Origin of the sequence: Marinococcus sp. PL1-022, assembly GCF_033845285.1 — a bacterium.
In the GTDB taxonomy this organism is placed as follows: domain Bacteria; phylum Bacillota; class Bacilli; order Bacillales; family Marinococcaceae; genus Marinococcus.
Genome location: NZ_JAWXCX010000001.1, coordinates 1,678,813 through 1,702,189, shown reverse-complemented (window position 1 = coordinate 1,702,189; position 23,377 = coordinate 1,678,813). Strand labels below are relative to the sequence as shown.

Below are 23,377 nucleotides of genomic sequence, written 5' to 3'. Positions count from 1 at the left end.
GTAGGAACGATACCATGGAGGAACGACGCTGGTTTGACCCCATTGAAGAAGCATTAGATGAACTGAGGAACGGGCAGGTTGTGATCGTTTGTGATGACGAAGACCGGGAGAACGAAGGAGATTTTGTCGCTCTGTCGGAAAACATTGATGCCCAGACAATTAACTTTATGATTACGTACGGCCGCGGTCTCGTCTGCACGCCGATCACAGAAGAGCAGGCCGAGCGCCTGCAGCTTCAGCCGATGGCTGATCAGAATACTGATCCGCATGGCACTGCTTTTACGGTGAGCGTCGACCATGTGTCGTCCAAAACCGGTATCAGTGCCTCCGAGCGGGCGCTGACAATTCAGCACCTTGCCAATAAGACCGCCGAACCGGGAGACTTTCAGCGTCCGGGCCATGTGTTTCCACTAATTGCAAAAGAAGGCGGAGTACTGCAGCGGGCCGGTCACACGGAAGCCGCGATTGACCTTGCGCGCCTGTCCGGAAAAACGTCGTCCGGGACGATTTGTGAAATCACAAGAGAAGACGGGGAAATGGCCAGGGTGCCGGAGCTGCGCGAAATCGCTGACCGGTTCGGATTGAAAATGGTAACGATCAAAGACTTAATCAGCTACCGTCGCCACCGCGAAAAACTGGTAAAACGGGAGGCGGATACGAGCCTTCCAACCGAATTTGGTGATTTTCGTGCGCTCGGCTTCACATCATCTATTGATGGGAAAGAAATGATGGCGCTTGTGAAAGGGGAAATCGATCCGGAGGAGGAAACGCTGGTCCGGGTCCATTCAGAATGCCTGACAGGGGATGTTTTCGGCTCCAAACGCTGTGACTGCGGGCCGCAGCTGCAGGCGGCACTGATGCAGATCGAAAAAGAAGGCAAGGGCGTGCTGCTGTATATGCGTCAGGAAGGACGCGGCATTGGTCTGATCAATAAATTAAAAGCGTATGAACTGCAGGAAGCGGGATACGATACAGTGGAAGCAAACAAAAAGCTTGGCTTTCCGGATGATCTGCGTGAATACGGGATTGGCGCCCAGGTGCTTCGCGACATTGGCGTAGGGAAAATGAAGCTGCTCACTAACAATCCCAGGAAAATAACAGGCATCTCCGGCTACGGCCTTGAAGTGACGCAGCGCATTGCAATACAGCTGCCGCTGCAGGAGGAAAACGAGAAATATATGCGTACGAAGTATCAAAAATTAGGACATATGCTTCATTTTTAGGAGGAAAATAAAATGACAACTACTATTGAAGGCAACGTAAACGGCAGTGGACAAAAAATAGCGATCGTCGCAGCACGGTTTAATGAATTCATTAATAAACAGCTGCTAGAGGGAGCGGAAAGCACACTGATCCGCAGCGGAGTGAGAGAAGAAGATATAGACGTTATCTGGGTGCCCGGGGCATTCGAAATTCCCTTTGCTGCTCAGCAGGCAGCCAAAACGAAAAAATACGATGCAATTGTGGCAATCGGGACCATCATTCGTGGCGCCACTCCCCATTTTGACTATGTGGCCAACGAATCCGCCAAGGGAGTCGCAAATGTATCGCTGCAGGAAGAACTGCCGGTTATTAACGGTATCATTACTGTGGAGACAATTGAACAGGCAATCGAACGAGCCGGGACAAAAGCCGGAAATAAAGGATCCGAGGCTGCTATGGGGGCCGTGGAGATGGCTAGTCTTGCAAAAAAAATCCGCATGGAGTAAAATAAATCACACGGTTTTAAGCCGTGTGATTTTATTTTGAGGGATTACACGTGCATGAGCGGTGATGAGCGGCTTTCAGTTATAATTACCTATATTCCTCTTGCATTTCTGTCCAAAAGCGTGTATGGTCAATGGTGAATTTGGATACTGCTTTGCGTAAATTATGGAAATGAAGACAAATTTGTCTGAAATTCTGATCACAATGAGGGATAATTGGTTATGTTGATTAAGTATAAACAATCCTATAAAAAAATAGCGATGGGGCTTCTTTCGTACATGCCGGAAGAAAAAGATGTAAAAAAGCTCCAGGAAACGGTCCAGCAGTATGAAGAAACAGATGACTGGCAGCTGTTTATGTGGAAGGAAGACGATGATATTGTCGGAGTCGTCGGTCTTCGTTACACTGAAAATGGAGATGCAGAGCTTCACCATGTATGCGTGAACCCCTCCTACCGGGATGAAGGTATAGGCAAAAAAATGGTGCAGGCGGTCAGAGGCCGTCTCGATCACGACCTGGTCGCCAGCAAGGAAACGGTTCAGTTTCTGCAGGTGTGCGATGAACATCAAAAAGATATTCTGGAAAATGAAGTGAACTAATACTTTCCCGCCGGTGAACGGCGGGTTTTTTAATGGGAATACGAAGAACGTCCGGATTACATACCACGGCTTCGTCGCTGTTTATCCCGGATGCGGAGCTGCTTATCGCGTTCATGAACGATATCGGTGCGGTCACGGAGCGCGTGTTTGTGGACAAGGTCCGTATCCTCAAGCGGGGAGTCCTGGAGCCAGCAAATCTTTTTTTGTTCACAAAGACGAATACACTGGGCTTCGAGTTCGGGATCAGTAATCGGCAGGTTCATGTCACGAAATGGCTCTTCAAGGTGATCGAGCTGCTCCTGGATAGCCTGCAGCAGCCTGTCGGCGTCGAGCCCCAGGGCCTGCAGACGGCGGGGAAGCGGCCCAAGAATCAACCCGGCGTTTTTCAAACATTTTGAAGCCCCGGTAAGGTTACCCCTCCGCTCATGGTACAGACCGACAGCGATCTGAATCAGGCCGGGCCATACAGGATCACGTTCTCCGGAAGGTGCTTCCTTCCAATGGTCTTCGAGTATTTCGTGGCATTCAAAGTAGTCACGGGTGCTGTGAAACTCGACAAGAAATAGAATATAGGCGTCTGGATACATACGGCGGTTTCTCCTTTCAAAATTATTGATAGGATTGATTGTATCAAAAACAGCCAGGGAAAACGCATGCCCTGCTTACAGCGGATATGATATACTTGCAAAAGCACTCAACAAGTGATGAAGGATGGGAATTATGTCCGAGCAGTATAAAGTAAAAATTGATCAATTTGAAGGTCCGCTTGATGTGCTGCTTCATTTTGTCCAGCAGGCGGAGATGGATATCCAGGATATTCCGCTGGCTGCAATTACGGATCAGTATCTGCAATACGTAAGGACCATGCAGGAGCTTGAGCTTGATGTGGCGGGAGAATATCTTGTGATGGCAGCCACGCTTTTGCAGATCAAAAGCCAGACATTACTGCCTGTGCAAGTGGACGAGGATGCATGGATCGAGGAAGAAGATCCTAAAGAACAGCTGATTGAGCAGCTTGAAGAATACAAGCGCTATAAGGAAGCAGCCGGGAAACTGCAGCAAAAAGAACAGGAGCAGCAGCAGGTGTACAAAAAACCGCTCAGTGAATGGAGCACCGGAGAAGAAAAGGAAGAAGGCCTTCCGAAAGGGCTGACGGTATATGACATGGTGGCAGCGTTCCAGAAAATGAAAGAACGGGCAAAAAACGCCCATCCTCCCGAGGCCACTGTCCGGACGGATGAATATTCGGTGGAAGACCGGATGGCAGAGGTAATGGTGGAACTCGAACAGCTCGATGCCTGTTCGTTTTACCAGTTATTTGAAGAGACGAGAACCAAACCGCAGATGGTGGTAACATTTCTTGCTCTGCTTGAACTGATGAAACAAAAGCAGATCCGCTGTGAGCAGTCACATAATTTTGATGATATAACGATTCAACTGGCAGAAAAGGTGAAGGTATGAAACGGGAAAAAACGATTGAGGGGGCGCTGGAGTCGCTGCTGTATATTAGTGGGGATGAAGGCCTGGAGGCAGAACAGGCTGCCAGAGCACTCGGTATAGAGACGGACTCTGCCCGCAGACACTTAATCTCCTTAAAGGATGCCTGGGCCCAGCGGGAAGGCGGCCTGCAGATTACCCAGGCGGAAAATACATTTTTCTTCGCGACAGTGCCCGAGGCGGCGGAAGCGATTGAACACTTCAGTGAGCAGCAGAACCGGCAGACACTCAGCCAGGCAGCACTGGAGACGCTTGCCATTATTGCCTACAATCAGCCGGTGCTGAGGGCAGACATCGACCAGGTGCGCGGAGTGAAATCGGATCGGGCGCTTCAGACCCTGCTGTCCAAAGGGCTCGTCAAAGAATTCGAACGTACCCAGAAGCCGGGGAGACCGATGTCTTTTGTAACGTCCACCCGATTTTTAGAGTATTTTGGACTTGAAACCCTGGAAGAATTGCCGCCGCTTGAGGATGAAGAACAGCCGGAACAGGCGGATCTGTTTTTCCGGGAACTGGATCAGGATGAAGAATAAATGAAAAGCGCTGATAAGCGCTCTGCTTCCTGGTACAGTGACTTAGTGGCGGCGTGGACAGTTTCCCAACTGTCAGCGCCGTTTTGTGCGTTCGACACAAATACGGTTTTCCAGCCGCCCGTACCGGTTTTCCAGTATGAATCAAGGTACAGTCGGTAGCGCTGGAAAAACTGTTGCAGTTCATCTGCTTCGCCGGAGGAAAAGACAGTGAGCAGCTGATCTTCCGAAAAATGCAGAGCGTGTTCAGACTCCCGTACTGCCCGGGGGTGAGGCGCATTGAACTGCCGGAACAAAGCATCCTTTACCGTCATGAACCGGATGTAGATGTCCTGCTCGACGGAAGCGGTATAAGCCTGTGTCCGGGTAGTTTCTGCTTCGGTTTCGAGCTGGTCTGCACGCTGGACCAGGTGCTGCAGCTGCCTGTTTGTAAGATGTGTGCGGACAGCGGACCAGACGGTTATCCCGGCTAGCAGCAGCAGAGCTGCATAAAGAATTAGAAAATGAATTGTCATGTGGCACGCTCCTTTCTCCGTATTGTAGCGGAAGCAGGACGAAAATAAAATAAGCAGAAAAAACTGTATGAGGAGGCCTATTTATGGAAAGATTACAAAAAGTGATTGCCCAGGCCGGCATCACTTCAAGAAGAAAAGCAGAAGATTATATTACGGACGGCCGGGTAAAGGTGAACGGCAAAACAGTCAAAGAGCTCGGCAGTAAGGTCGGGCTCCACGATCAGGTGGAAGTGGACGGCATTCCGCTCACGAAGGAAGAGCCGGTCTATTATTTGCTGTACAAGCCAAAGCAGGTTATTTCTGCGGTAGCAGATGATAAAAACCGCAAAGTGGTCACCGATTTCTTTCCCGAAGTAAAGGCGCGTATTTTTCCTGTCGGCCGGCTGGATTACGATACCTCCGGACTGCTGCTTTTAACCAATGACGGCGAGTTCGCCAATAAAATGATGCACCCAAAAAGCAACGTAAAAAAAACGTATATCGCAAAGGTGACGGGGAAACCGTCAGCAGAAAAGCTGCAGCTTCTCCGTCACGGCATTGAGCTTGACGGGGTAAAAACGGCCCCTGCGAAGGTGAATGTTAAATCCGCCAATAAAAAAGGCAACAGCTCGATTATTGAAATTGTGATCCATGAAGGAAGAAATCACCAGATCCGCCGCATGTTCGAAAAGATCGGCCACCCGGTGGAAAAGCTGAAGCGCGAGCAGTACGCCATGCTTGATCTGCTCGGAATGAACCCAGGTGAAACCCGGCCGCTGAAGCCAAAGGAAGTTAAACAGCTTAAGGATCTGGCCTAAAAGTTCATTAATGTTTCAGATCTGCCGCTTTGAATCTCGGTCTGGGGGCGGGTAAAATGAATGCATAAGCTTTTTAGACAGGAGAGGATTTCATGGACCAGCAGACAACCATATTAGTCGTAGACGATGAGGCCCGGATCCGCCGGCTTATCCGGATGTATCTGGAGCGCGAAGATTTTTTGATTGAAGAGGCGGAAAACGGAGAGGACGCGCTTGCGATGGCCCTGGAAAAGGATTACGACGTTATCCTGCTTGATTTAATGCTTCCCGGCATGGACGGCGAAGAAGTATGTGAACAGCTGCGTGAAACGAAAGCGACGCCGGTCATTATGCTGACAGCTAAAGGAGAGGAATCCAACAGAGTACAGGGGTTTGAAGTAGGGGCGGATGACTATATCGTTAAGCCGTTCAGTCCGCGCGAGGTAACGCTGCGTGTGAAAGCACTGCTTCGGCGTTCATCGTCCACCAAATATATGAAGCCGGAAGCATCTGCCAATGAAGTGCTGGTTTTCCCCCATTTAACAATTGATAACGATGCCCACCGGGTGACGGTGGACAATAAAATCATCGGCCTGACACCGAAGGAGTACGAGCTGCTGCTGTATCTGGCCCAGTCGCCGGATAAAGTATTTTCCCGGGAGCAGCTTTTAAAAGACGTCTGGAAATATGATTTCTTCGGGGATCTCCGGACGGTGGATACGCACGTCAAGCGACTGCGTGAAAAGCTGAATAAGGTTTCTGAAGACGCGGCAGACATGATTTCCACAGTATGGGGCGTCGGCTATAAATTCGAGGTGGAGCAAAAGCAATGATCTGGCGCAGTGTCGTCGGAAAGCTCTGGCTGACTATACTTGGACTGCTAACGGTGGTCCTGTTAATTCTTACTATTCTGCTGCTTCAGTTTTTCGAGCAGTTTAATATTTCCGAAGCAGAGAACCAGCTGACTAACAATGCTGAAATCATCGCCACAGCGCTTCAGGATGAAAACTCCCCTGAGAGTTCGCAGCCGGTCATTGATCAGATTGCCGGCACGTACAATTCGGAAGTGATGGTATTTATCGATGGAGACCTTTGGTATGGATCAGGGGGAGGGGACGGCCTGGCCGCCTCTGATATTCAGAATAGTAATGAGCTCGGGCGGGTGGCCGGAGAACGGGAGCAGGTGACGGTTCATGATACCTTTTCCATGGATGGCGGAGAGGACGAGATTTTTGCTGTCGGCGAGCCGTTTACAACTAACGACGGCCGCGAGGGGGAAGTATATGTGTACCAGTCACTCTCGGTCATTGAAGAGACCACTGGGGAAACAAAGCAGATTATTCTGCTTTCGGCCGGTATTGCGATTATTTTAACCACCGTTTTTGCTTTTTTTCTGAGTACCCGTATTACAGCACCTCTACGGAAAATGCGCGAGCTTGCCCTCAATGTGCTGAAAGGGGATTTCGACTCCAAGGTGCCTGTAGTAAGCAACGATGAAATCGGCCAGCTTGGCAATGCGTTTAACCGGATGCGACGGGAGCTTTCACATAACCTGACAGCCTTAAATCAGGAAAAAGAGCAGCTGAGCCGCATCCTGCACAGCATGGCTGATGGGGTCATCACCTTTGACCGGGGGGGGACGATGGTTCTGACCAATCCCCCGGCAGACTACTTTATCCGTTTAAACCGGCTCGAGGATAAACAGGAAGCAAGCTCGCTCCCGGCGGAGGTTATCAGTCTGTTTGAAAAAGCAGTGGAGACAGAAATGGAGCAGCTTGATGAATTTGAGGTGCAGGGCCGGAGCTTTGCGGTGCTTGTTACCCCGCTTTACGGCAACGAAGATGTGCGTGGTGCGGTAGCCGTGGTCAGGGATATGACAGAAGAACGCCGGCACGATAAGCTGCGTAAGGACTTCATTGCCAACGTCTCTCATGAACTGCGGACACCAATCAGCATGCTCCAGGGGTACAGTGAAGCCATCGTAGATGATATTGCAGCAACGGAGGAAGAAAAGAAAGAAATCGGCCGCATCATTTACGATGAATCCTTGCGGATGGGACGCCTGGTGAATGAACTGCTGGATCTTGCCCGAATGGAGGCCGGCTACCTGAAGCTTGAAAAAGAAGAGGAGGAGGTCACCTCCTTCTTTCAGCGGGTGGAGCGGAAATTCCAGGGTCTTGCCGATGAATCGGAGGTGCAGCTCGACCTGGATCTGCACGCTCCGGAAGAATACGCCTTTATCGATGTCGACCGGGTAGAGCAGATTCTCACAAACCTGGTCCATAACGCGATCCGTCACACCGAAGCAGGAGGGTCGATTACCATCAGGGCTGTAAACGCCGAGTCCCTGCATATGGAAGTGAGTGACACAGGCAGCGGAATTTCGAAAGAGGACCTGCCGTATGTTTTTGAACGTTTTTATAAAGCAGACAAAGCAAGAACGCGGGGCAAGGGAGGCACCGGGCTCGGCCTTGCCATTGTCAAAAACATTGTCGATGCCCATCACGGGGCTATTGCAGCAGAAAGTGAGCCTGGGGAAGGAACAACGTTTTATATTGACCTGCCGAATAAGTAAAGCCCAGAGGAGCGGTTCAGCATGAAAGCTTGGTACGAAGAACACTTTCAGGAAGACTATTTACGAGTGTACGATCACCGCGACGAAACGAAAGCGGCCAGTGAATTGAATGCGATTATGGAAAAAATTCCGCTGACGCCCGGCGCCAAGGCTATCGACCTTTGCTGCGGAAACGGGCGCCATGCACGCTGGCTGGCGAGAAAGGGCGTGGACGTTACCGGCATCGATCTCTCGCCGGCACTGCTGAAAAAAGCAATTGAATTGACGAACGGACTGGCAGTGCAATACCAGCGTGGCGACATTCGCAACGTCCAGATCCGGAAGGAATACGATCTGGCCTTTAATTTGTTTACAAGCTTTGGCTACTTTCCGGATGATGAAGAAAACGAGCTGATATTTCAGCAGGCGGCCTCCGCGCTGAAGCCGGGAGGGTGGTTTGTTTTTGATTATTTAAACCCAGAGTATATTAAGCAGCATATTGTCCCCCGGGATGAAACGGTAAAGGATGGACTGAAAATTTATCAGGAGCGGAGTATTCAGGATGAATTTGTCGTAAAACGCATCAGTATCGTAGAGGGGGATTCCACCAGAAGGTACATGGAAAAAGTGAAAATGTATCAGGAAAGCCAGCTGCGCAGCATGATGGAAGCGCACGGACTGCAAATTCATGCTTTTTACGGCGATTACGATGCTTCTCCTTTTCAACTCGAAGCTTCCCCGAGGCAGATATTTATTGCCCAGCTTGCAGAACAATAAGCAGGAAGGAAGAAGATGGATGAAATTTAAAGCACTGATGATAATACCGGCAGCAGGTGCGCTTGCTGCCTGCAGCACTGATGGAGAAAGCGGCGGTCAAAGCGGGAACGACAGCAGCAATAATGAAAACACAGAACCTATTGAAGTGACGGATGCTTCCGGAGAGACAGTGACGCTCGACAAGGAGCCTGAGGAGATTGTCAGCTTGATGCCGAGCAATACGGAAATAGTTTATGAGCTGGGAGCGCTTGACCGGATTGCAGCAAGAACCGATGCGGATACATATCCAGAGGAAGTTACTGACGTCGAAAGCGTCGGTTCAGGCCTGGAACCAAATATTGAAGAGATAATTGCTATGGAGCCGGATGTGGTGCTTGCCCACGCCTCCTCCGGCATTGAAGACTCTCTTTCCCAGGTGGAGGAAGCGGGAATTCCGGTAGTTACCGTGCCGGACGCGCAGTCGTTTGAAGCTGTATATGACAGCATCGAATTGATAGGAAGCACCATCGGGGAGGAAGAGGAAGCCGGTGATGTTGTCGATGGAATGAAAGAAGATGTATCAGACGTAAAGGAAGCGACCGAAGAAGCTGATGCCAGCCCGCAGGTGTATGTGGAGGTAGGGGCCTCCCCTGATCTGTATACCGCAGGAAGCGGCACGTTTATTGATGAAATGCTCACTGCTGTTCATGCAGACAACGCTGCCGGCGAATTGGAAGGATGGTCGATGGTGAGCGAAGAAGAAATTATTGATGCTGCCCCGGATGTCATTTTAACAACGTATCCGACAGAAGAGGAGCCGCTTGAAATGATTGCCTCAAGAGAAGGCTGGGAAGCTTTGCCTGCGGTGGAAAATGAAGAAGTGTACGCATTGAGCAGCGATAAAGTGAGCCGTCCGGGTCCGCGTCTTACTGAAGGGCTTGAAGAAATGGCAGAAAGAATTCATCCGGATGCGATGGTTGAAAAATAATTACACAGGTGCCTACCTTCTTATGCTTGCAGCGTTTACCGGGGTGCTGCTTCTCGCCGTTTCCGCCGGTAGTGTGGCAGTACCTTTATCTGTAAGCATTAGAGCGGTATTAAACCAGTTTTTCCCCTTTCTTCCTATCTCACTTGAAACAGAGGCCGGTGCTGCAGCGATTATTCAGGAGGTGAGGCTGCCGCGTGTACTCCTGGCGTCCACAGTGGGAGGGGCACTGGGACTGGCAGGAGCTGTCTTTCAGGGACTGCTGCGAAACCCGCTTGCCGATCCTTATACGCTTGGCGTCTCCTCGGGATCCTCGCTTGGGGCGGTGGCGGTATTGTATTTCGGATGGCAGATTCCTCTGCTTGGCGGGTTTACCCTGCCGGTAGTCAGCATTATCTGCGGTTTTTTAACGCTTGCTGTGCTGCTTCTTTTTGTTTATTCCGTGGAACGGGCAGTGCGCACTGAAACAATGATTCTTGCGGGTATTATCATCACTGCATTTCTCAGCGCCTTTATGTCGCTGTTGATTGCGTTCAGCGGAGAAGAGCTCCGCCGGATTATTCAGTGGCTGCTTGGCAGCGTAAGCCGCAGAGGATGGGATTATTTTCAGCTGATTGTTCCGTGTCTGCTGGGGGGAGTGCTGCTTTTGCTTCCACAGGCACGCGCGCTCAATGCATTTGCGTTTGGCGAAGACAGTGCTTCCTCGGTAGGGGTAAATGTAGCGAGGACAAGGCTGCTGCTTCTAGTCGGCGCATCAGTACTGACAGGAGGAGCGGTTGCTGTTTCGGGCACTATTGGTTTTGTAGGGCTCGTGATTCCGCATATGATCCGGCTTCTGTGGGGGCCGGATCATAAACATCTGCTGCCGTTGTCTTTTGGCGGTGGGGCAGTGTTTTTAACGCTTGCGGATCTGATCGCACGCACGGCAGCTGCTCCGGCAGAGGTGCCGGTCGGGGTGATTACGGCTCTGGCCGGAGCGCCAGTATTTGCCCTGCTTTTATTTTATCAGCGAAGAAGGCGGTGGCAGTAATGGGGGTAGTCCAAGTCGAAAACGTAACTGCCGGCTACGGAAAAAGGAGTACGGTCGTTGACCGGGTCTCCTTTAACGTCGAGGCCGGAGAGATGATCGGTATTGTCGGGCCGAACGGCAGCGGAAAGTCTACACTGCTTCGTGTGATGGCTGGTCTGCATGAAGCGGCCGCCGGGAGCGTCCGGTATAAAAACATCCCTTTGAGCTCGTTCACTTCTTCGGAAAGAGCAAAGACTGTCGCCTATCTGCCGCAGTTTGACGAATTAACAGCAGCCTATTCGGTCCGCCAGGTCGTAGAGATGGGAAGGTATGCTTATCGAAAAAGCCTGTGGCCGGCAGCGAATAATAAAGAAGACGAACAAGTCATCCAAAACGCTATGCAGCAGATGCAGGTGTGGGCTAAAAGATTCCATTCATTCCACGCGTTAAGTGGCGGCGAAAAACAACGGGTGCTGCTTGCAAGACTGCTTGCACAGGAGCCCGAGTGTCTGCTGCTCGACGAGCCGACGAACCATCTCGATATTCACTATCGTATTGAACTGTTGAATTATATTCGCAGCTGGATTTTAGAAGAAAAACGGGCTGTGGTAGTTGTAATGCACGATATTCAGGCAGCTGCTCTGTACTGTGACCGGGTGCTGATGCTCTCAGAGGGCAGGGTGGAAGCGTTTGATGAACCGACGGCTGTTTTTACCGAAAGCCGTTTGGCCCAAGTGTACCAGGCCGATATTCATGTCAGTCTGCAGCATGAAATAAAAACACCAGCCGTGCACTGGCGCCCGCCGCAGCCGGAAAGTGAAAGCCCGGATGCCCGGCTTTCATGGTCGGAAGCACCGCATCAAATGGAAGCAGTCTCACGTACAGCTTTAAATGTGTATGCCCCTTCCTTAAAAAAGCTGGTTTATGGAACGGTGTTTTCAGTGGATACAATCAACGGTGCTGTACATATTTCTGCTGATGGACAGCTGGCCCACACCATCCATTTTTCAGAGGACATGCGAGTATGGAGAAAAAGCACAGGCAGCCGGGAGGCTGTTTTTGGTTCCGGACGATCATGCTTTCTGTGGCTCCACATGGCCGAAGGCTGGCCGGCCTCGGAGATTTCAGCCTTACAGCTGTACATGCAAAGAAAAGCATTCGAATGGATGCATGCCCGTGAATGTCACGGACTTTCTCCCCGGGCACTAAAAGAAATTATGGTGACAGCGCCGGTAAAAAAAAATGAAGCATTCTCGGAAGAACAGTTACATTGGCACTACCTTCACATCGGAGAATTGATAGAATCAGTGTTAGATGACTACAATTCGGCTTCCGGATAGAAAGGATGATATACATGAAGCTGTATACCAAACAGGGAGACAGCGGAGACACCTCCGTGGTGGGCGGAAAAAGAAAAAAGGACGATGCCAGAGTTGAAGTGTTTGGAAGCTTTGAAGAAGTCAACGCACTGATTGGCAAGGCGCAGTTGATGGCGGTGGAGGAAAAAAGCGGGACAGATCTGCAAAAGGATCTTGAGCGTATTCAGCATGAATTGTTTGACTGTGGCAGTGATGTCGCTGACATAAGGGCTGAGGCGGTACGTAAAGTTTATAATTCCACCGTGGAATGGCTCGAACGCCGGATTGACCAATACACGGAGGAAGCCCCGGCGCTGAAAAAATTTATTCTTCCGGGGGGCACGCCGCTGTCGGCGGAGCTTCACCTTGCCCGCACCGTTTGCAGGCGGGCAGAACGGGAGCTTGTTCGTGCAGGCGAAACCGAAGACGTGCCCGCACCGGTGCTTATGTATATAAACCGCCTGTCGGATTACCTGTTCAGTGCCGCGAGAATTGCGAACAGCCGGGCGGGCAAAGCAGACGTTGAATATGAACGAAGCGCAGAAGTATTTACTACGGAACAGGATAGGAAAAACAAAAAATGAAGCAGCTTCCGGAGCAGACTATTCAAACACAGCTGAGCGGTGAAGATGTTTTCATTGACGTCGGGCTGCTACGCTGGCTGAATGAGCAGAGTGGGCCAGTGGTGCGGGACAACTGGCTGCTGGATACTTGTTTGTTCTTTCTGACCCGTCTGAAGGTGCATGGACGTATCCGGCTTGATGAGGATGGGCATATCCACCGGCGCTTCTGGAAAGTCATGGAGAAGTCGCTGAAGCTGGAAAAGCACGGGAAGCATATTAAAACGAAGCATATTTTTATCTACTGCTTTTTAGAACAGATGGCCATGCAGAAGCAGTGGATTCAAAAAGACGGGAAGCATGCATTTATTACCCGCAGTGGTAGTGCTTTTTTGCATGAAAACCGGGAAAAACAGCTTAATGAACTGCTTGGCTATTTGTGGCCAAAAGCATAAAAAGTGAAAACGACGGGCCTGGGCCCGTCGTTTTTGATATCACTAAAAGATTTTTAAAAAAAACAGATAGAAGGAAAACTGTACAAAAAAAGGCGTGCCCGCGGGCACGCCTTTTTGTATTATTGCTATAGTTCAATCGTGTCGGCCAGAGAAATTTCTTCAATGGACGTTAAATCCTTTACCACATCCTGGTTGGCTTCACGGTCAACGGCGAGCATCATAATGGCTTCGCCGCCTTCCTCACGGCGTCCCACCTGCATGGTGGCAATGTTAATCTGATGCCGTCCCAGAATTTGTCCCATTTTACCGATAACCCCCGGCTTATCCGTATGCTGGATATAAATAAGATGACCGGTCGGATAGAAGTCGACATTAAAGTCGTTAATGCGGACAATACGTGGGCCGTATTCCTTCACATACGTGCCGTACAGCGCAAACGAACGGCCTTCACCTTCGACGGTCGCCTGAATCAGGTTGGAATAGCCGAGCGACTGGGATCCGAACTGCTCCCCGTAGTCAATGCCCCGCTCCTTGGCGATGGTGGAAGCATTCACATCGTTAACCGGCGCGTCGATGCGGCTCTGGAGAAAGCCGGCGAGCAGAGAGCGGGTCAGAATGGACGTTTCAAGGTCGGTGACGTTTCCGCTGTAGCGTACGTTCAGCTCCTGAACAGGCGTTTTTACGCTCTGGGACATGATGTTACCCATGCGGCGGGCAAATTCATAGTACGGGCGTATCGCTTCAAACTTTTCTTTTGACATTGTCGGGAGATTGATAGAGTTTAAGGCAGGGAGCCCCTGCAGAAACTGAAGCACTTCGTCTGAAACCTGGGAAGCCACATTTAACTGGGCTTCTTTTGTTGAAGCGGCTATGTGCGGCGTGCTGACGACCTGGTCAAACGCGACGAGAGGGTTTTCATTCGCCGGTTCTTCTTCGTAAACATCAAGGGCCGCGCCAGCCACATGGCCGGTTTCGAGATAATGGGCGAGTGCTTCTTCGTCAATAATGCCGCCGCGGGCGCAGTTTAAAAGCATAACTCCAGGCTTTGTTTTGCCAAGGTTCTCGTGGCCAAGCATGCCTTTTGTATCCTTGGTGAGCGGTGTATGAACGGTGATTACGTCCGCCTCCCCGAGCAGCTCTTCGAAGTCCCGGAGGTCTACGCCCATTTCGTTTGCCCGTTCCTTTGTCAAAAACGGATCATACACGATGACGCTCATTTCAAAGCTCTGGGCCCGCTTGGACAGCTCCGAACCAATACGGCCGAAGCCTACAATGCCAAGCGTCTTTCCACGAAGCTCCGTTCCCTGGAAGCCTTTACGGTTCCATTCACCGGATTTCAGTGAAGCGTTCGCCTGCGGAATTTTCCGGGCGAGCGAAGCCATCATGGCAAATGTATGCTCGGCCGTGGAGATTGTGTTGCCGTCCGGGGCATTTATCACCACAACCCCTCGTTTGGTAGCGGCATCGATGTCAATGTTATCCACTCCGACACCGGCGCGGGCTACGATGCGGAGGTTTGGCATGGAATCCATTACTTCTGCTGTGACAGTGGTGCCGCTCCGGACGAGCAGGGCATCAAACGAATCGAGTCCTTCTGCATCATCAACGTGCTGCTGAACGCACTGTACCTGATCGCTTTCAAGAAGCGGGGCGAGGCCCTCGCTGCTCATCGAATCGGATACAAGCACACGAAACGTCTGATTGCTGGTTGCTGTTTCTTCTTCGTTCATAGTTTTCTGCATGTTACTCCACTCCCTTGTTCGTTCATTCACAAAAAGTTTGATAACGTTTTGTGCTTTAAATGTCCAAATGTATTTCTCTGGAGGACAAATGTCTATGCGTAGTTGGGAAGAACTTTATCATACTCCAGTACAGGTGTCAATTTACCTGACGCCGCCGGAAATACGAAAAAGAGACTGGTATTCAGCCTCTTCGGTTACGCGCATGTATAAAAAACCGGCGGCAGAAAATACCCGCTGCCGGCCCGTTTGATAATTACTGGTTGTTGTAGCGGTCGATGGATTCCTGCACAAGCTTAGCTGCTTCTGCTTCGTTTTCCCAGCCGCCGATTTTAGTCGTTTTCTTTTCAAGCTCTTTGTACGTCTGGAAAAAGTGGGAGATTTCATCAAGCTTGTGCTGGGGTACGTCATCAAGCGTAGTTACTCCTTCAAAACGCGGGTCCTCCGTTGGCACAGCCAGCAGCTTCTGGTCCTCGTCCCCATCATCGATCATGTTTAAATAGCCGATGACCCGCGCGTCAATGACGCAGCCTGGGAAGGTTGGGTTGGTAACAAGTACGAGTACGTCAAGCGGATCGCCGTCGAGCGCAAGCGTATCATCGATGTAGCCATATTCTGCTGGATAAAACATCGGGGAGAATAGTACGCGGTCGAGTTTAAAGACCCCTTTATCTTTGTCAAATTCGTATTTGTTCTGGCTGCCTGTCGGAATTTCAATAAGTACTTCCACTTCTTTGTTCTCTGCCAAGGCAATCTCCTCCTTCAGTATGTATAGTAAACATCTTCTGCATTATAGCAGGAATGAAACATGGAAGAAAGGCAGGGGAAAGAATCTGTAAAAAAACCTCCCGGACGCCGGGAGGAACGGTGCTTATTCGAATTTAAACGGATCCCCGGCGAACGGTTTTTCCGCGACTTTGATGGAATCGGTCGGGCAGCCTTCAAAAGCGTCGATCATATCCTCTTCAAGGTCGTCCGGGATGCTTTCTGTGCCCTGGTTGTCATCGACAATATTTTCGGCCAGGCCCTCCTCATCGTAATCGAAAATATCGGGAGCTGCTGCTCCGCAGGCACCGCAGGCGATACATGTATCTTTATCAACAATGGTGTATTTCGCCATCTGTGTCCCTCCATATGATTAAATATCTATAAATTTATGCGCTTGAGCGAAGAGCGTCGTAAGGTCTATTCCATATTGTATTTCTTCATGATAAACTTTTCAACAGATATGAAATGCCCCGCACAGCCTAACGTGTGGCATTTTGATGAACGAATAGAAAGGAAGAGGCGTATTGCTGTTTCAAGAGGCGATGATCCTGATAGCATTAAAAAGGCTCCGCGGAGAGCGTACAGACGCTTCTGCCTATCATCTTTTGTCCGGGAAACGCTCCTCCCAGACGATCACGGATGCCAAATGGTTTCAATCAAAGGATCTGTTCGGGGCGGTTCCTGCACTTGATAAGCCGCAATTTAAACGCCTTACCGCCTCTTTTTACCAACGCGGCTGGCTGAAGGCCGGAGGAGTACCGGGTGCTGAGGCTTCCGCTGCCATCGAGCCGTGGGAGAAGATAGTAGAGGAGGCGGGCTTTGACGGATGGACATACCGTGACACGGGACGGCATTTTTGGAGGAGGATTGCTCTGTTGATTCAAACGCTCTCCCACCTGTATCAGCAGAAAAAACAGTTTGTTCCTATTATTCAGGACGTGGCAGCGCAGAAGTGGGTGAAACGAAAGCTTGCGGCCTGGGGCCCGGAAAAATATACTGTTATGAACAGGTTATATGGAGAAGTGAAGAATTGTTTGCATGAACTGAAAGAGGTGCAGGCATTTATATTTGCGTACAGGCTGACAGGAGTGGAAAATCTCGGGAAAACGACCGAGCAGATAGCACGCTTCCAGGGCAGGGAAAAGGCTGAAATTGAGTACTTGTTTCAGGGGGCTGTGCACTCTTTAATAAAAAAAGCGGAAAACCAACCGGGGACGGTGCTTCATGAATGCCTGGATACCGAAGGGAATCCTAAGCTTACCGTTACAGCTGAAAAGACGCTTAATTTCATAAATCAAGGAATGACGCTCGATGGAATCGCCCGTGCCCGGCGGCTAAAGGAGAGCACTATTGAAGACCATTTCGTGGAAATTGCGGGTGAGGTCGAAGAATTTTCCATTGATCATCTGGTGCCGCCAGAAAAGCAGGAAGCAATACGCCGGACAGCTGCATCTCTTGATACGTTTAAGCTGAAAGCGCTGAAAGAACAGCTGGATGTTGATGTCACATATTTTGCGATCCGGCTTGCACTGGCAAAAGGAGGGGAGAAAGGTGAGCGGAAAAACAGAAGCGCTGAATAAATACTTTGGCTTTCCTTCTCTGCATGAATACCAGAAGCCAATTGTGGATGCGCTGCTTGCAGATACAGACACCCTGGCTGTTCTGCCAACTGGAAGCGGCAAATCCATCTGCTTTCAGCTGCCCGCTTTAATGAAGAACGGTCTGACGATTATCGTTTCCCCGCTGCTCTCATTAATGGATAATCAGCTTCAGGAGCTGCGGGCGAAACATATTAAAACAGCTGCCGCCTACAACAGCTTTATGACCCCGGAGGAAAAATCCCGGGTGCTGGGCCGGCTTTCGTCGTTAAAGCTTTTGTATATTTCCCCGGAAGCTCTTTCACTGCCGTTTATCGTAGAGCGGCTGAAGACGGTAAAAGTGTCAATGATGGTAGTGGATGAGGCTCACTGTATTTCTCAGTGGGGGCATGAATTCCGGACGGATTATTTGAAAATCGGGTCGGTACGGCAAGCGCTGGGACGTCCATGTATGGCAGCTTTTACGGCAACGGCGACACCGGAAGTGCAGGTTGACATCAAAAAGCAGCTGCAGATGGAAGAGCCGGCGGAGTACATTCATTCGGTGGATCGTGAGAATATCGCTCTGTTTGTTCAGCAGTGCAGAGACGAACGGGAAAAGAAAAAAGAAATGATCAGGCTCGTCCAGAAGGCTCCGGGCCCCGGCCTGGTTTACGTATCGAGCCGGAAAAGATGCGAAGAGCTTAAAGCGCTGCTCCAGAAAGAAACATCCCACCGGGTGGAGGCGTACCACGGCGGACTCGAAAATGAGGCCAGATTAATGATTCAGCAGCAGTTTTTACACGGCGATCTGGATGTCGTTGTGTGCACAAATTCCTTCGGGATGGGGCTGAATAAAGCCGACGTCGAATTTGTTCTTCACTATCATTTTCCAAAAGACGCAGAATCGTATATTCAGGAAATCGGAAGGGCGGGAAGGGACGGAAGGCAGGCATGGGCAGCGGTGCTCTACCTGGAGGAAGACATTATTATTCCGCAGATGCTGATGGAATCGGAGCTTCCCCCTGTTAATGAACTCGGCCCTGCACTGGAAACGGCAGCCGGAAGCAGCCGTGGAGAAATAACAGATGATCTGATAAATAGAATGGGATGGACAGAAACTGCTGCCCGGTTTCTTGCGTACTATCTTGATAAATATCCAGGAAAGCGCCGGGGAGAGCTTCATGAAGAATTGGAAAAGCAGGTGCAGCAGCGATGGTTTGAAAAGCAGAAAAAGCTCAAGGCTATGATACAATGGTTGGAAAATAACGAAGCCTGCCGGAGACGTTTATTACTGCAGGTTTTTGGGGAAGCTTTAAGGAAACGTCCCGAGCCCTGCTGCGATAGGTGCGGGGGCAGTGTTCCTTTTCGTGAGCCTCAGGGAGTAGAGAGAGAACAAGAAACAGCACCGTGGGAAACACGACTGCAGGAGCTGTTTTTCGGAAGGGAGAGAGCGTAGCATGAATAAAACACGCATGGAAAGGCGAAACGCCGGTGCGGAGGAAAATGCAAAGCATCCGGACGCAGAGCGGAGCCGCCTCGGCCGCCGCCGGGGCAGTATGGGCGGGGAGACTTTAAATGAAGAGGAAAATCAGGAGGCTTCAAGACGTTCACGTTACTCTGGAAAAGATGAAGAACCCGATGAAGAAGAGAGCCCCATGCTGACTCTTCCCCATACGCTGTTGGCTGCATTTATATTTATTGTCATTACCGCCCTGGCATCCCCGTTTATCATAAGTATGTTTCAGTAGAAATGAACGCGGCGGTTGTTTCAGTCAGCGGTGAAGACAGAAGAAGACCGACAAAGCAGGCGATCACGCCAAAGATCATTAATACAAATGGCCAGGTGAGCGGTTTTTTTCTGAATAAAAAATATAAAAGCAAAAAAAAGCCTCCTCCAAATAAAGCGGCTCCTGCTAAAAAGACAATAAGATCCATCGTTTAAATACCTTCTTTCCGGTCAATTTTTCCCTTACACAAGTATAGCGGAGATAAACGGTATACGTATACTCGTTTTTAAATTGTCCGGAAACGTTCAAATTTTATAAAGGAAAAGAGGGGTTCCATCATGAAAAAATGGCTGCTGGCTCCTCTTCTTTTTTCTGTGCTGTATGCCGGCAGGGTCCTGCAGGAAACATGGCAGAACAAAGTGAGAACTCATGAGCTTGATTACAAGAATCTGCCGCCGGAGGTGGAGGGCTGCTCCATCTTTTTCATTACCGATATTCACCGCCGGCGGGTGTCACCTGCATTATTCCGGCAGCTCGAACGGGAGCCTGACCTGATTATTATCGGAGGCGATCTGGCCGAGCTCGGGGTGCCGGCTGAACGTATCAGACAGAATCTACGCCTGCTCCGCAACTATGCACCGGTCCTGTTTGTCTGGGGGAACCATGACCTGCAGGTGGGCCGCAGATGGCTGAGGCCGCTGCTGCATCAGGAAGGAATCGAAATTCTCGAAAAAAAAGCGTATACGTTGAACGAAAGTGCTTTTACCATTGCTGCCTTCGGGGAGGAACGCTTTTACGAATCCTACCGTAACCCGGCAGGTCTGCCGGAGGCAGACCTGCTTATCGCCCACAACCCGGAAGCGTATTACCGGTACGGCCCTTTTTCCGGACGTGCGGCCTATATGCTTACCGGCCACACCCATGGCGGACAGATCCGGCTGTTTGGCTGGGGGCCGAAATTAAAGGGAGGCTGGTACGATGAAACCTCCCAGGCTTTGTTTATCAGCAACGGCTACGGCACGACCAGCATACCGATGCGCCACGGCGCCCCGGCGGAAACACACCTGTTTGTGCTGACAAACAGCCATTTCAGCAGCGAATAAAGGAGTATGAATATGAAGGAACAAGTAATTATTATTGGGGGCGGGCCATGCGGTCTGTCGGCAGCTATCGCTTTAAAGCGCAGGGGAATTGATGCGGCTATCATAGAAAAGAAAAATATCGTTCACAGTATTTACGAGTATCCCGTCCATCAGACGTTTTTCAGCTCTGCGGATAAACTCGAAATCGGCGGCCATCCCTTCCCGGTGGTAGACCGAAAGCCCCGGCGCCAGGAGGCTCTGGTTTATTACCGCAAGGTAGCGGAAGCGGAAAAACTCCGTATTTATAACTATGAGGAAGTACAGACGGTCCAGGAAACGGACGACGGCTACCTGGTTCAAACCGAAACGCTTCAGGGCGGGACCCGGGAGTGGGAAGCTCTTCACGTTATTATAGCCACAGGCTACTACGATAACCCAAACCATATGGGCGTGCCTGGAGAAAGCCTGCCGCATGTAAAGCATTACTTTGAAGAAGCCCATCCTCACTTTAACCAGCAGGTCGTAATTATCGGCGGCAGAAATTCAGCTGTGGATGCTGCTCTTGCCCTTGAGCAGGTGAACGCACAGGTGACGGTGCTCTACCGGGGAGAGGCGTATTCCAAAAGCATCAAGCCGTGGATCCTTCCGGATTTTCAGGCAATGGTCCGGCGCGGTGCAGCCCATATGGAGTTTGAAGCAGACGTGGTGCGTATTGAGCCTGACCAGGTTGTTTATGAGCAGGGGGGCGTCTCCAGCTCCGTACCTGCTGACTTTGTTTTCGCCATGACCGGCTATCATCCATCAAGAGCTTTTTTCCGCCAGCTCGGTATCGACGTTGATGAACAGTCGGGCCGTCCGTCCTTTGACGAAGAAACGATGGAAACAAACCGGGAAAACATTTATATTGCCGGAGTCATCGCTGCCGGTGATGAAGCAAACGAGATATTTATCGAAAACGGGCGCTTTCATGGAGAAAAAATAGCGGAAAATATAGCACGAAAAAAAGCCACTTCGTTTTGAAAAACTGGTGGCTTTTTAATATGGAGGGGGAGGCTATTCAATATATTCAAAACAGTCGCGTATGTCTTCGAGCGGCCGCTTTTCATCCAGGGCAGCGAGCAGCTTCAGGCGCGCTTTCTGGCCGTTCAGCCCGTTCGTAAAAATAACGCCCTTTTGCTTCAGCTGGTAGCCGCCTCCTTCGTAGCTGTAGGTGGCCTGGACCACACCGCTGTGGCAGCGGGAGACAAGAACCACAGGCACCTGTTTGGCAATCGAATTCTCAATCAGCGGCACGATGGTTGGAGGAATGTTGCCCTGACCGAATGCTTCGATAATAATACCGTCAAGAGGCTGGTCAAGCAGCGGGGAAAGTAAAGCAGCATCCATGCCGGCTGCCATTTTTAAGAGGAGTACCTTCTTGTTCATATGGACCGGTGAAAAATGCTCCCGGCTCACCGGATAGTGATGAATAAATATTTCGTTGTTTGTCACAAAGCCGAGTGGTCCATATTGCGGACTCTGAAAAGTGGCGATGTTGGATGAATGGGTTTTTGTCACGTTTTTTGCAGAATGAATCTCTTCGTTTAAAACGACGAGAACACCGATTTTCCGGGCTTTATCACTTGCGGCGGTGCGGACTGCTGCAAGGAAATTCTGAGGGCCGTCAGCGCTGATCTCATTGCTTGAGCGCATAGCACCCGTCACTACCACCGGCAGGTCTTTGTCGTGAAAAAGATCGAGCGCGTAGGCGGTTTCTTCCAGGGTGTCGGTGCCGTGGGTAATAACGACGCCGTCATATGTATCCTCGGAAAGCTTCTCAAGCATATGCTCGTGCAAAGAAAGCATGTGCTCCGGAGTAATGTGAGGGGACGGCAGATGCAGGAAATCGCTCGTCACAATTTCAGCAATTTGATTGGCAATACGGCTCCAGTGGCTTAACGGATTGTGAAGCCCCGGTTCCACGCCGCTTTCCTCCGTCTGGGTCATGGCGATCGTGCCGCCTGTGTGAATAACCAGTATTTTTTTCATTTCAATTCCTCCTCGTCGGCTCGGCTGTGAGTGGCATTATTCTTTTACGAATCTGAACATAGCATGATACGATACGTTTAACAAGAGAGGGTGAGAACGAAAGGTGATCGCACTGATTATGGCGGCCCTGGCGCCGGCTGTTGCTTTACTGTTATATTTCACATTAAAACGCCGGGCGGACGTAGAGCGGAGGCTGCCGGTCATCCGTGCGTTTGTCATAGGGGTACTGATTGTGTTCCCGGTACTTGTGATCGAGCATGCGCTTGAAACGGAAGGGGTAAGCATACCGTTTTTTGCGGCGCAGTATACCCAGGCTGCCGTACTTGAGGAAGGCATCAAGTTTTTCCTGCTGTATACGTTTGTGCTTCGATTTGCCCCGATTAAAAATACATACGACGGCGTTATTTACGGGCTTTCCCTGTCGCTTGGCTTTGCTTCACTTGAAAACATCCTGTACTTAATTGCAAACGGCATTGAAACGGCTGTCACAAGAGCTCTGCTGCCGGTAACGGTGCATGCGCTCCTGGGTGTGATTATGGGGTATTATGCGGTATCAGCGAAGCGCGCCTCCCGTCATGGCAGGCGCTTCTTCTCTTTTTTCCTTGCTCTCGCTATTCCGCTTATCTTCCACGGGCTGTACGACTATATACTGAGTGCTTCTCTAGGCAATATTCTGTATTATCTTGTCCCGTTCATGCTATTTTTGTGGTGGTTTGCGTTGTCGAAAGCAAATAAAGCCAATGCGAAATAACAACTCGAAAGGACGAAGCTACTATGTCAGAAGACCGCCGTTACCGCGTTGTTATCCGCTGTCCGAAATGCGGGGAAAAGTATATTCTCCGCGGCAGAAAGAACAAGGCCGGGGAAATGGAAACGGGTTTTCGCCGCTGCGTCTGTGGTAATGAAAACCAGCTGCACGTGGATATTGCGCCGGAATAAAAAGGCTGCTTGCAATATCAATTCGTTTCCTGTACTTTGGAAAGTAATCATATAACGTTTCTTATCAAGAGAGATGGAGGGATCGGCCCTTGGAAGTCTCAGCAACCAGCCGCAGGCAATGCGGTCAGGTGCTAACTCCTGCAAGCTGTGCTTGCGAGATGAGAAGAAGTATTGCATGCCAAGGTCTTCTTCTGTCTAAGGAAGAAGGCCTTT

At 50.4% G+C, this 23,377-nt stretch carries 28 protein-coding genes and 1 riboswitch; of the genes, 21 read left to right on the top strand and 7 right to left on the bottom strand.

Going from position 1 to position 23,377, the window contains the following annotated elements; translation table 11 throughout:
* Window positions 1-14 precede the first annotated feature (14 nt).
* The 3 genes from SIC45_RS08630 (at window position 15) to SIC45_RS08620 (ending at window position 2,306) form a co-directional block, all read left to right on the top strand.
* On the top strand, window positions 15-1,223 hold the full coding sequence (locus tag SIC45_RS08630) for a bifunctional 3,4-dihydroxy-2-butanone-4-phosphate synthase/GTP cyclohydrolase II (protein WP_319631842.1): 1,209 nt from the start codon (window positions 15-17) through the stop codon (window positions 1,221-1,223).
* A 12-nt stretch (window positions 1,224-1,235) separates the two neighbouring features.
* On the top strand, window positions 1,236-1,709 hold the full coding sequence (gene ribE, locus SIC45_RS08625) for a 6,7-dimethyl-8-ribityllumazine synthase (RefSeq protein ID WP_298786055.1): 474 nt from the start codon (window positions 1,236-1,238) through the stop codon (window positions 1,707-1,709).
* Between the two features lie 219 nt (window positions 1,710-1,928).
* Window positions 1,929-2,306: a GNAT family N-acetyltransferase gene (locus SIC45_RS08620; protein ID WP_298786053.1), complete on the top strand. Its 378-nt coding sequence runs from the start codon at window positions 1,929-1,931 to the stop codon at window positions 2,304-2,306.
* Between the two features lie 56 nt (window positions 2,307-2,362).
* On the opposite strand, the gene SIC45_RS08615 is transcribed toward SIC45_RS08620, so the two are convergent.
* Window positions 2,363-2,893 (bottom strand): DUF309 domain-containing protein, encoded by a 531-nt coding sequence (locus tag SIC45_RS08615; protein WP_319631841.1) that lies wholly within the window; start codon window positions 2,891-2,893, stop codon window positions 2,363-2,365.
* 133 nt (window positions 2,894-3,026) lie between these two features.
* On the opposite strand from SIC45_RS08615, the gene SIC45_RS08610 reads away from it, so the two are divergent.
* Both SIC45_RS08610 and scpB read left to right on the top strand, forming a co-directional pair.
* Complete coding sequence (locus SIC45_RS08610) at window positions 3,027-3,767, top strand: segregation/condensation protein A (RefSeq protein WP_319631840.1); 741 nt, start codon at window positions 3,027-3,029, stop codon at window positions 3,765-3,767.
* Window positions 3,764-4,336 (top strand): SMC-Scp complex subunit ScpB, encoded by a 573-nt coding sequence (scpB, locus tag SIC45_RS08605; RefSeq protein WP_319631839.1) that lies wholly within the window; start codon window positions 3,764-3,766, stop codon window positions 4,334-4,336. The genes SIC45_RS08610 and scpB overlap by 4 nt, the downstream gene beginning before the upstream one ends.
* Here scpB and SIC45_RS08600 read toward each other — a convergent pair.
* On the bottom strand, window positions 4,321-4,848 hold the full coding sequence (locus SIC45_RS08600) for a hypothetical protein (RefSeq protein WP_319631838.1): 528 nt from the start codon (window positions 4,846-4,848) through the stop codon (window positions 4,321-4,323). The two genes, scpB and SIC45_RS08600, sit on opposite strands and share 16 nt — an antisense overlap.
* Before the next feature lie 83 nt (window positions 4,849-4,931).
* Between SIC45_RS08600 and SIC45_RS08595 the strand changes: the two genes are divergently transcribed.
* The 9 genes from SIC45_RS08595 (at window position 4,932) to SIC45_RS08555 (ending at window position 13,301) form a co-directional block, all read left to right on the top strand.
* Window positions 4,932-5,645: a pseudouridine synthase gene (locus SIC45_RS08595; RefSeq protein ID WP_022792307.1), complete on the top strand. Its 714-nt coding sequence runs from the start codon at window positions 4,932-4,934 to the stop codon at window positions 5,643-5,645.
* A 92-nt stretch (window positions 5,646-5,737) separates the two neighbouring features.
* Window positions 5,738-6,457: a response regulator transcription factor gene (locus SIC45_RS08590; RefSeq protein ID WP_022792306.1), complete on the top strand. Its 720-nt coding sequence runs from the start codon at window positions 5,738-5,740 to the stop codon at window positions 6,455-6,457.
* On the top strand, window positions 6,454-8,199 hold the full coding sequence (locus tag SIC45_RS08585) for an ATP-binding protein (RefSeq protein ID WP_319631837.1): 1,746 nt from the start codon (window positions 6,454-6,456) through the stop codon (window positions 8,197-8,199). The genes SIC45_RS08590 and SIC45_RS08585 overlap by 4 nt, the downstream gene beginning before the upstream one ends.
* A 21-nt stretch (window positions 8,200-8,220) precedes the next feature.
* Complete coding sequence (locus SIC45_RS08580) at window positions 8,221-8,955, top strand: class I SAM-dependent methyltransferase (RefSeq protein ID WP_319631836.1); 735 nt, start codon at window positions 8,221-8,223, stop codon at window positions 8,953-8,955.
* A gap of 19 nt (window positions 8,956-8,974) precedes the next feature.
* Window positions 8,975-9,922: an ABC transporter substrate-binding protein gene (locus SIC45_RS08575; RefSeq protein ID WP_319631835.1), complete on the top strand. Its 948-nt coding sequence runs from the start codon at window positions 8,975-8,977 to the stop codon at window positions 9,920-9,922.
* Window positions 9,903-10,949, top strand: coding sequence for an iron ABC transporter permease (locus SIC45_RS08570; protein ID WP_319632944.1), 1,047 nt, complete (start codon window positions 9,903-9,905; stop codon window positions 10,947-10,949). Before SIC45_RS08575 ends, SIC45_RS08570 begins: the two co-directional genes overlap by 20 nt.
* Complete coding sequence (locus SIC45_RS08565; protein ID WP_319631834.1) at window positions 10,949-12,268, top strand: ABC transporter ATP-binding protein; 1,320 nt, start codon at window positions 10,949-10,951, stop codon at window positions 12,266-12,268. Before SIC45_RS08570 ends, SIC45_RS08565 begins: the two co-directional genes overlap by 1 nt.
* 14 nt (window positions 12,269-12,282) lie before the next feature.
* Window positions 12,283-12,870: a cob(I)yrinic acid a,c-diamide adenosyltransferase gene (locus tag SIC45_RS08560; protein WP_319631833.1), complete on the top strand. Its 588-nt coding sequence runs from the start codon at window positions 12,283-12,285 to the stop codon at window positions 12,868-12,870.
* Complete coding sequence (locus SIC45_RS08555) at window positions 12,867-13,301, top strand: hypothetical protein (RefSeq protein WP_319631832.1); 435 nt, start codon at window positions 12,867-12,869, stop codon at window positions 13,299-13,301. The genes SIC45_RS08560 and SIC45_RS08555 overlap by 4 nt, the downstream gene beginning before the upstream one ends.
* Before the next feature lie 125 nt (window positions 13,302-13,426).
* Here the strand turns inward: SIC45_RS08555 and serA are convergent, their stop codons facing one another.
* The 3 genes from serA to SIC45_RS08540 form a co-directional block, all read right to left on the bottom strand.
* Window positions 13,427-15,043: a phosphoglycerate dehydrogenase gene (gene serA, locus SIC45_RS08550; RefSeq protein WP_319631831.1), complete on the bottom strand. Its 1,617-nt coding sequence runs from the start codon at window positions 15,041-15,043 to the stop codon at window positions 13,427-13,429.
* A gap of 253 nt (window positions 15,044-15,296) precedes the next feature.
* Entirely contained in the window at window positions 15,297-15,788 is a 492-nt protein-coding gene (locus tag SIC45_RS08545) for an inorganic diphosphatase (RefSeq protein ID WP_022792297.1), read from the bottom strand.
* Between the two features lie 123 nt (window positions 15,789-15,911).
* Window positions 15,912-16,160, bottom strand: a complete 249-nt coding sequence (locus SIC45_RS08540) for a ferredoxin (protein WP_298786022.1) — start codon at window positions 16,158-16,160, stop codon at window positions 15,912-15,914.
* Between the two features lie 172 nt (window positions 16,161-16,332).
* Here SIC45_RS08540 and SIC45_RS08535 point away from each other — a divergent pair, with 172 nt between their 5' ends.
* From SIC45_RS08535 to SIC45_RS08525, 3 genes are read left to right on the top strand one after another with little or no spacing between them, the layout of a single operon-like run.
* On the top strand, window positions 16,333-17,388 hold the full coding sequence (locus SIC45_RS08535; RefSeq protein ID WP_319631830.1) for a helix-turn-helix domain-containing protein: 1,056 nt from the start codon (window positions 16,333-16,335) through the stop codon (window positions 17,386-17,388).
* Window positions 17,360-18,844, top strand: coding sequence for a RecQ family ATP-dependent DNA helicase (locus SIC45_RS08530; protein WP_319631829.1), 1,485 nt, complete (start codon window positions 17,360-17,362; stop codon window positions 18,842-18,844). Before SIC45_RS08535 ends, SIC45_RS08530 begins: the two co-directional genes overlap by 29 nt.
* 1 nt (window position 18,845) lies before the next feature.
* The gene (locus tag SIC45_RS08525) at window positions 18,846-19,136 is read left to right on the top strand and encodes a hypothetical protein (RefSeq protein ID WP_298786017.1); all 291 of its coding nucleotides are present in this window, start codon (window positions 18,846-18,848) and stop codon (window positions 19,134-19,136) included.
* Here SIC45_RS08525 and SIC45_RS08520 read toward each other — a convergent pair.
* The gene (locus SIC45_RS08520; protein WP_298786016.1) at window positions 19,117-19,269 is read right to left on the bottom strand and encodes a hypothetical protein; all 153 of its coding nucleotides are present in this window, start codon (window positions 19,267-19,269) and stop codon (window positions 19,117-19,119) included. The two genes, SIC45_RS08525 and SIC45_RS08520, sit on opposite strands and share 20 nt — an antisense overlap.
* 184 nt (window positions 19,270-19,453) lie before the next feature.
* On the opposite strand from SIC45_RS08520, the gene SIC45_RS08515 reads away from it, so the two are divergent.
* A complete protein-coding gene (locus SIC45_RS08515) occupies window positions 19,454-20,218 on the top strand; it encodes a metallophosphoesterase (protein ID WP_319631828.1) in 765 nt (254 codons plus the stop codon).
* A 12-nt stretch (window positions 20,219-20,230) separates the two neighbouring features.
* Window positions 20,231-21,217 carry a YpdA family putative bacillithiol disulfide reductase gene (locus tag SIC45_RS08510; RefSeq protein WP_319631827.1) on the top strand — a complete coding sequence of 329 codons (987 nt, stop codon included), beginning with the start codon at window positions 20,231-20,233 and terminating at the stop codon, window positions 21,215-21,217.
* A 33-nt stretch (window positions 21,218-21,250) separates the two neighbouring features.
* Here the strand turns inward: SIC45_RS08510 and SIC45_RS08505 are convergent, their stop codons facing one another.
* Window positions 21,251-22,225: an asparaginase gene (locus tag SIC45_RS08505; RefSeq protein ID WP_319631826.1), complete on the bottom strand. Its 975-nt coding sequence runs from the start codon at window positions 22,223-22,225 to the stop codon at window positions 21,251-21,253.
* A 103-nt stretch (window positions 22,226-22,328) separates the two neighbouring features.
* Here SIC45_RS08505 and prsW point away from each other — a divergent pair, with 103 nt between their 5' ends.
* Both prsW and SIC45_RS08495 read left to right on the top strand, forming a co-directional pair.
* Window positions 22,329-22,976, top strand: coding sequence for a glutamic-type intramembrane protease PrsW (gene prsW / locus SIC45_RS08500; protein ID WP_298786008.1), 648 nt, complete (start codon window positions 22,329-22,331; stop codon window positions 22,974-22,976).
* A 23-nt stretch (window positions 22,977-22,999) separates the two neighbouring features.
* Window positions 23,000-23,164: a hypothetical protein gene (locus SIC45_RS08495; RefSeq protein WP_176967630.1), complete on the top strand. Its 165-nt coding sequence runs from the start codon at window positions 23,000-23,002 to the stop codon at window positions 23,162-23,164.
* Between the two features lie 58 nt (window positions 23,165-23,222).
* A riboswitch (SAM riboswitch) is annotated at window positions 23,223-23,329 on the top strand.
* The last annotated feature ends 48 nt before the right edge of the window (window positions 23,330-23,377 follow it).

Excerpts from the sequence above, each read along its gene's own strand:
- scpB (WP_319631839.1), top strand. The coding sequence starts at position 3,764 with ATGAAACGGGAAAAAACGATTGAGGGGGCGCTGGAGTCGCTGCTGTAT.
- SIC45_RS08595 (WP_022792307.1), top strand. The coding sequence starts at position 4,932 with ATGGAAAGATTACAAAAAGTGATTGCCCAGGCCGGCATCACTTCAAGA.
- SIC45_RS08600 (WP_319631838.1), bottom strand. The coding sequence starts at position 4,848 with ATGACAATTCATTTTCTAATTCTTTATGCAGCTCTGCTGCTGCTAGCC.
- SIC45_RS08565 (WP_319631834.1), top strand. The coding sequence starts at position 10,949 with ATGGGGGTAGTCCAAGTCGAAAACGTAACTGCCGGCTACGGAAAAAGG.
- SIC45_RS08575 (WP_319631835.1), top strand. The coding sequence starts at position 8,975 with ATGAAATTTAAAGCACTGATGATAATACCGGCAGCAGGTGCGCTTGCT.
- SIC45_RS08525 (WP_298786017.1), top strand. The coding sequence starts at position 18,846 with ATGAATAAAACACGCATGGAAAGGCGAAACGCCGGTGCGGAGGAAAAT.
- SIC45_RS08555 (WP_319631832.1), top strand. The coding sequence starts at position 12,867 with ATGAAGCAGCTTCCGGAGCAGACTATTCAAACACAGCTGAGCGGTGAA.
- SIC45_RS08495 (WP_176967630.1), top strand. The coding sequence starts at position 23,000 with ATGTCAGAAGACCGCCGTTACCGCGTTGTTATCCGCTGTCCGAAATGC.
- SIC45_RS08585 (WP_319631837.1), top strand. The coding sequence starts at position 6,454 with ATGATCTGGCGCAGTGTCGTCGGAAAGCTCTGGCTGACTATACTTGGA.
- SIC45_RS08560 (WP_319631833.1), top strand. The coding sequence starts at position 12,283 with ATGAAGCTGTATACCAAACAGGGAGACAGCGGAGACACCTCCGTGGTG.
- SIC45_RS08630 (WP_319631842.1), top strand. The coding sequence starts at position 15 with ATGGAGGAACGACGCTGGTTTGACCCCATTGAAGAAGCATTAGATGAA.
- SIC45_RS08580 (WP_319631836.1), top strand. The coding sequence starts at position 8,221 with ATGAAAGCTTGGTACGAAGAACACTTTCAGGAAGACTATTTACGAGTG.
- SIC45_RS08620 (WP_298786053.1), top strand. The coding sequence starts at position 1,929 with ATGTTGATTAAGTATAAACAATCCTATAAAAAAATAGCGATGGGGCTT.
- serA (WP_319631831.1), bottom strand. The coding sequence starts at position 15,043 with ATGCAGAAAACTATGAACGAAGAAGAAACAGCAACCAGCAATCAGACG.
- SIC45_RS08590 (WP_022792306.1), top strand. The coding sequence starts at position 5,738 with ATGGACCAGCAGACAACCATATTAGTCGTAGACGATGAGGCCCGGATC.
- ribE (WP_298786055.1), top strand. The coding sequence starts at position 1,236 with ATGACAACTACTATTGAAGGCAACGTAAACGGCAGTGGACAAAAAATA.
- SIC45_RS08540 (WP_298786022.1), bottom strand. The coding sequence starts at position 16,160 with ATGGCGAAATACACCATTGTTGATAAAGATACATGTATCGCCTGCGGT.
- SIC45_RS08510 (WP_319631827.1), top strand. The coding sequence starts at position 20,231 with ATGAAGGAACAAGTAATTATTATTGGGGGCGGGCCATGCGGTCTGTCG.
- SIC45_RS08615 (WP_319631841.1), bottom strand. The coding sequence starts at position 2,893 with ATGTATCCAGACGCCTATATTCTATTTCTTGTCGAGTTTCACAGCACC.
- SIC45_RS08610 (WP_319631840.1), top strand. The coding sequence starts at position 3,027 with ATGTCCGAGCAGTATAAAGTAAAAATTGATCAATTTGAAGGTCCGCTT.
- SIC45_RS08515 (WP_319631828.1), top strand. The coding sequence starts at position 19,454 with ATGAAAAAATGGCTGCTGGCTCCTCTTCTTTTTTCTGTGCTGTATGCC.
- SIC45_RS08570 (WP_319632944.1), top strand. The coding sequence starts at position 9,903 with ATGCGATGGTTGAAAAATAATTACACAGGTGCCTACCTTCTTATGCTT.
- SIC45_RS08505 (WP_319631826.1), bottom strand. The coding sequence starts at position 22,225 with ATGAAAAAAATACTGGTTATTCACACAGGCGGCACGATCGCCATGACC.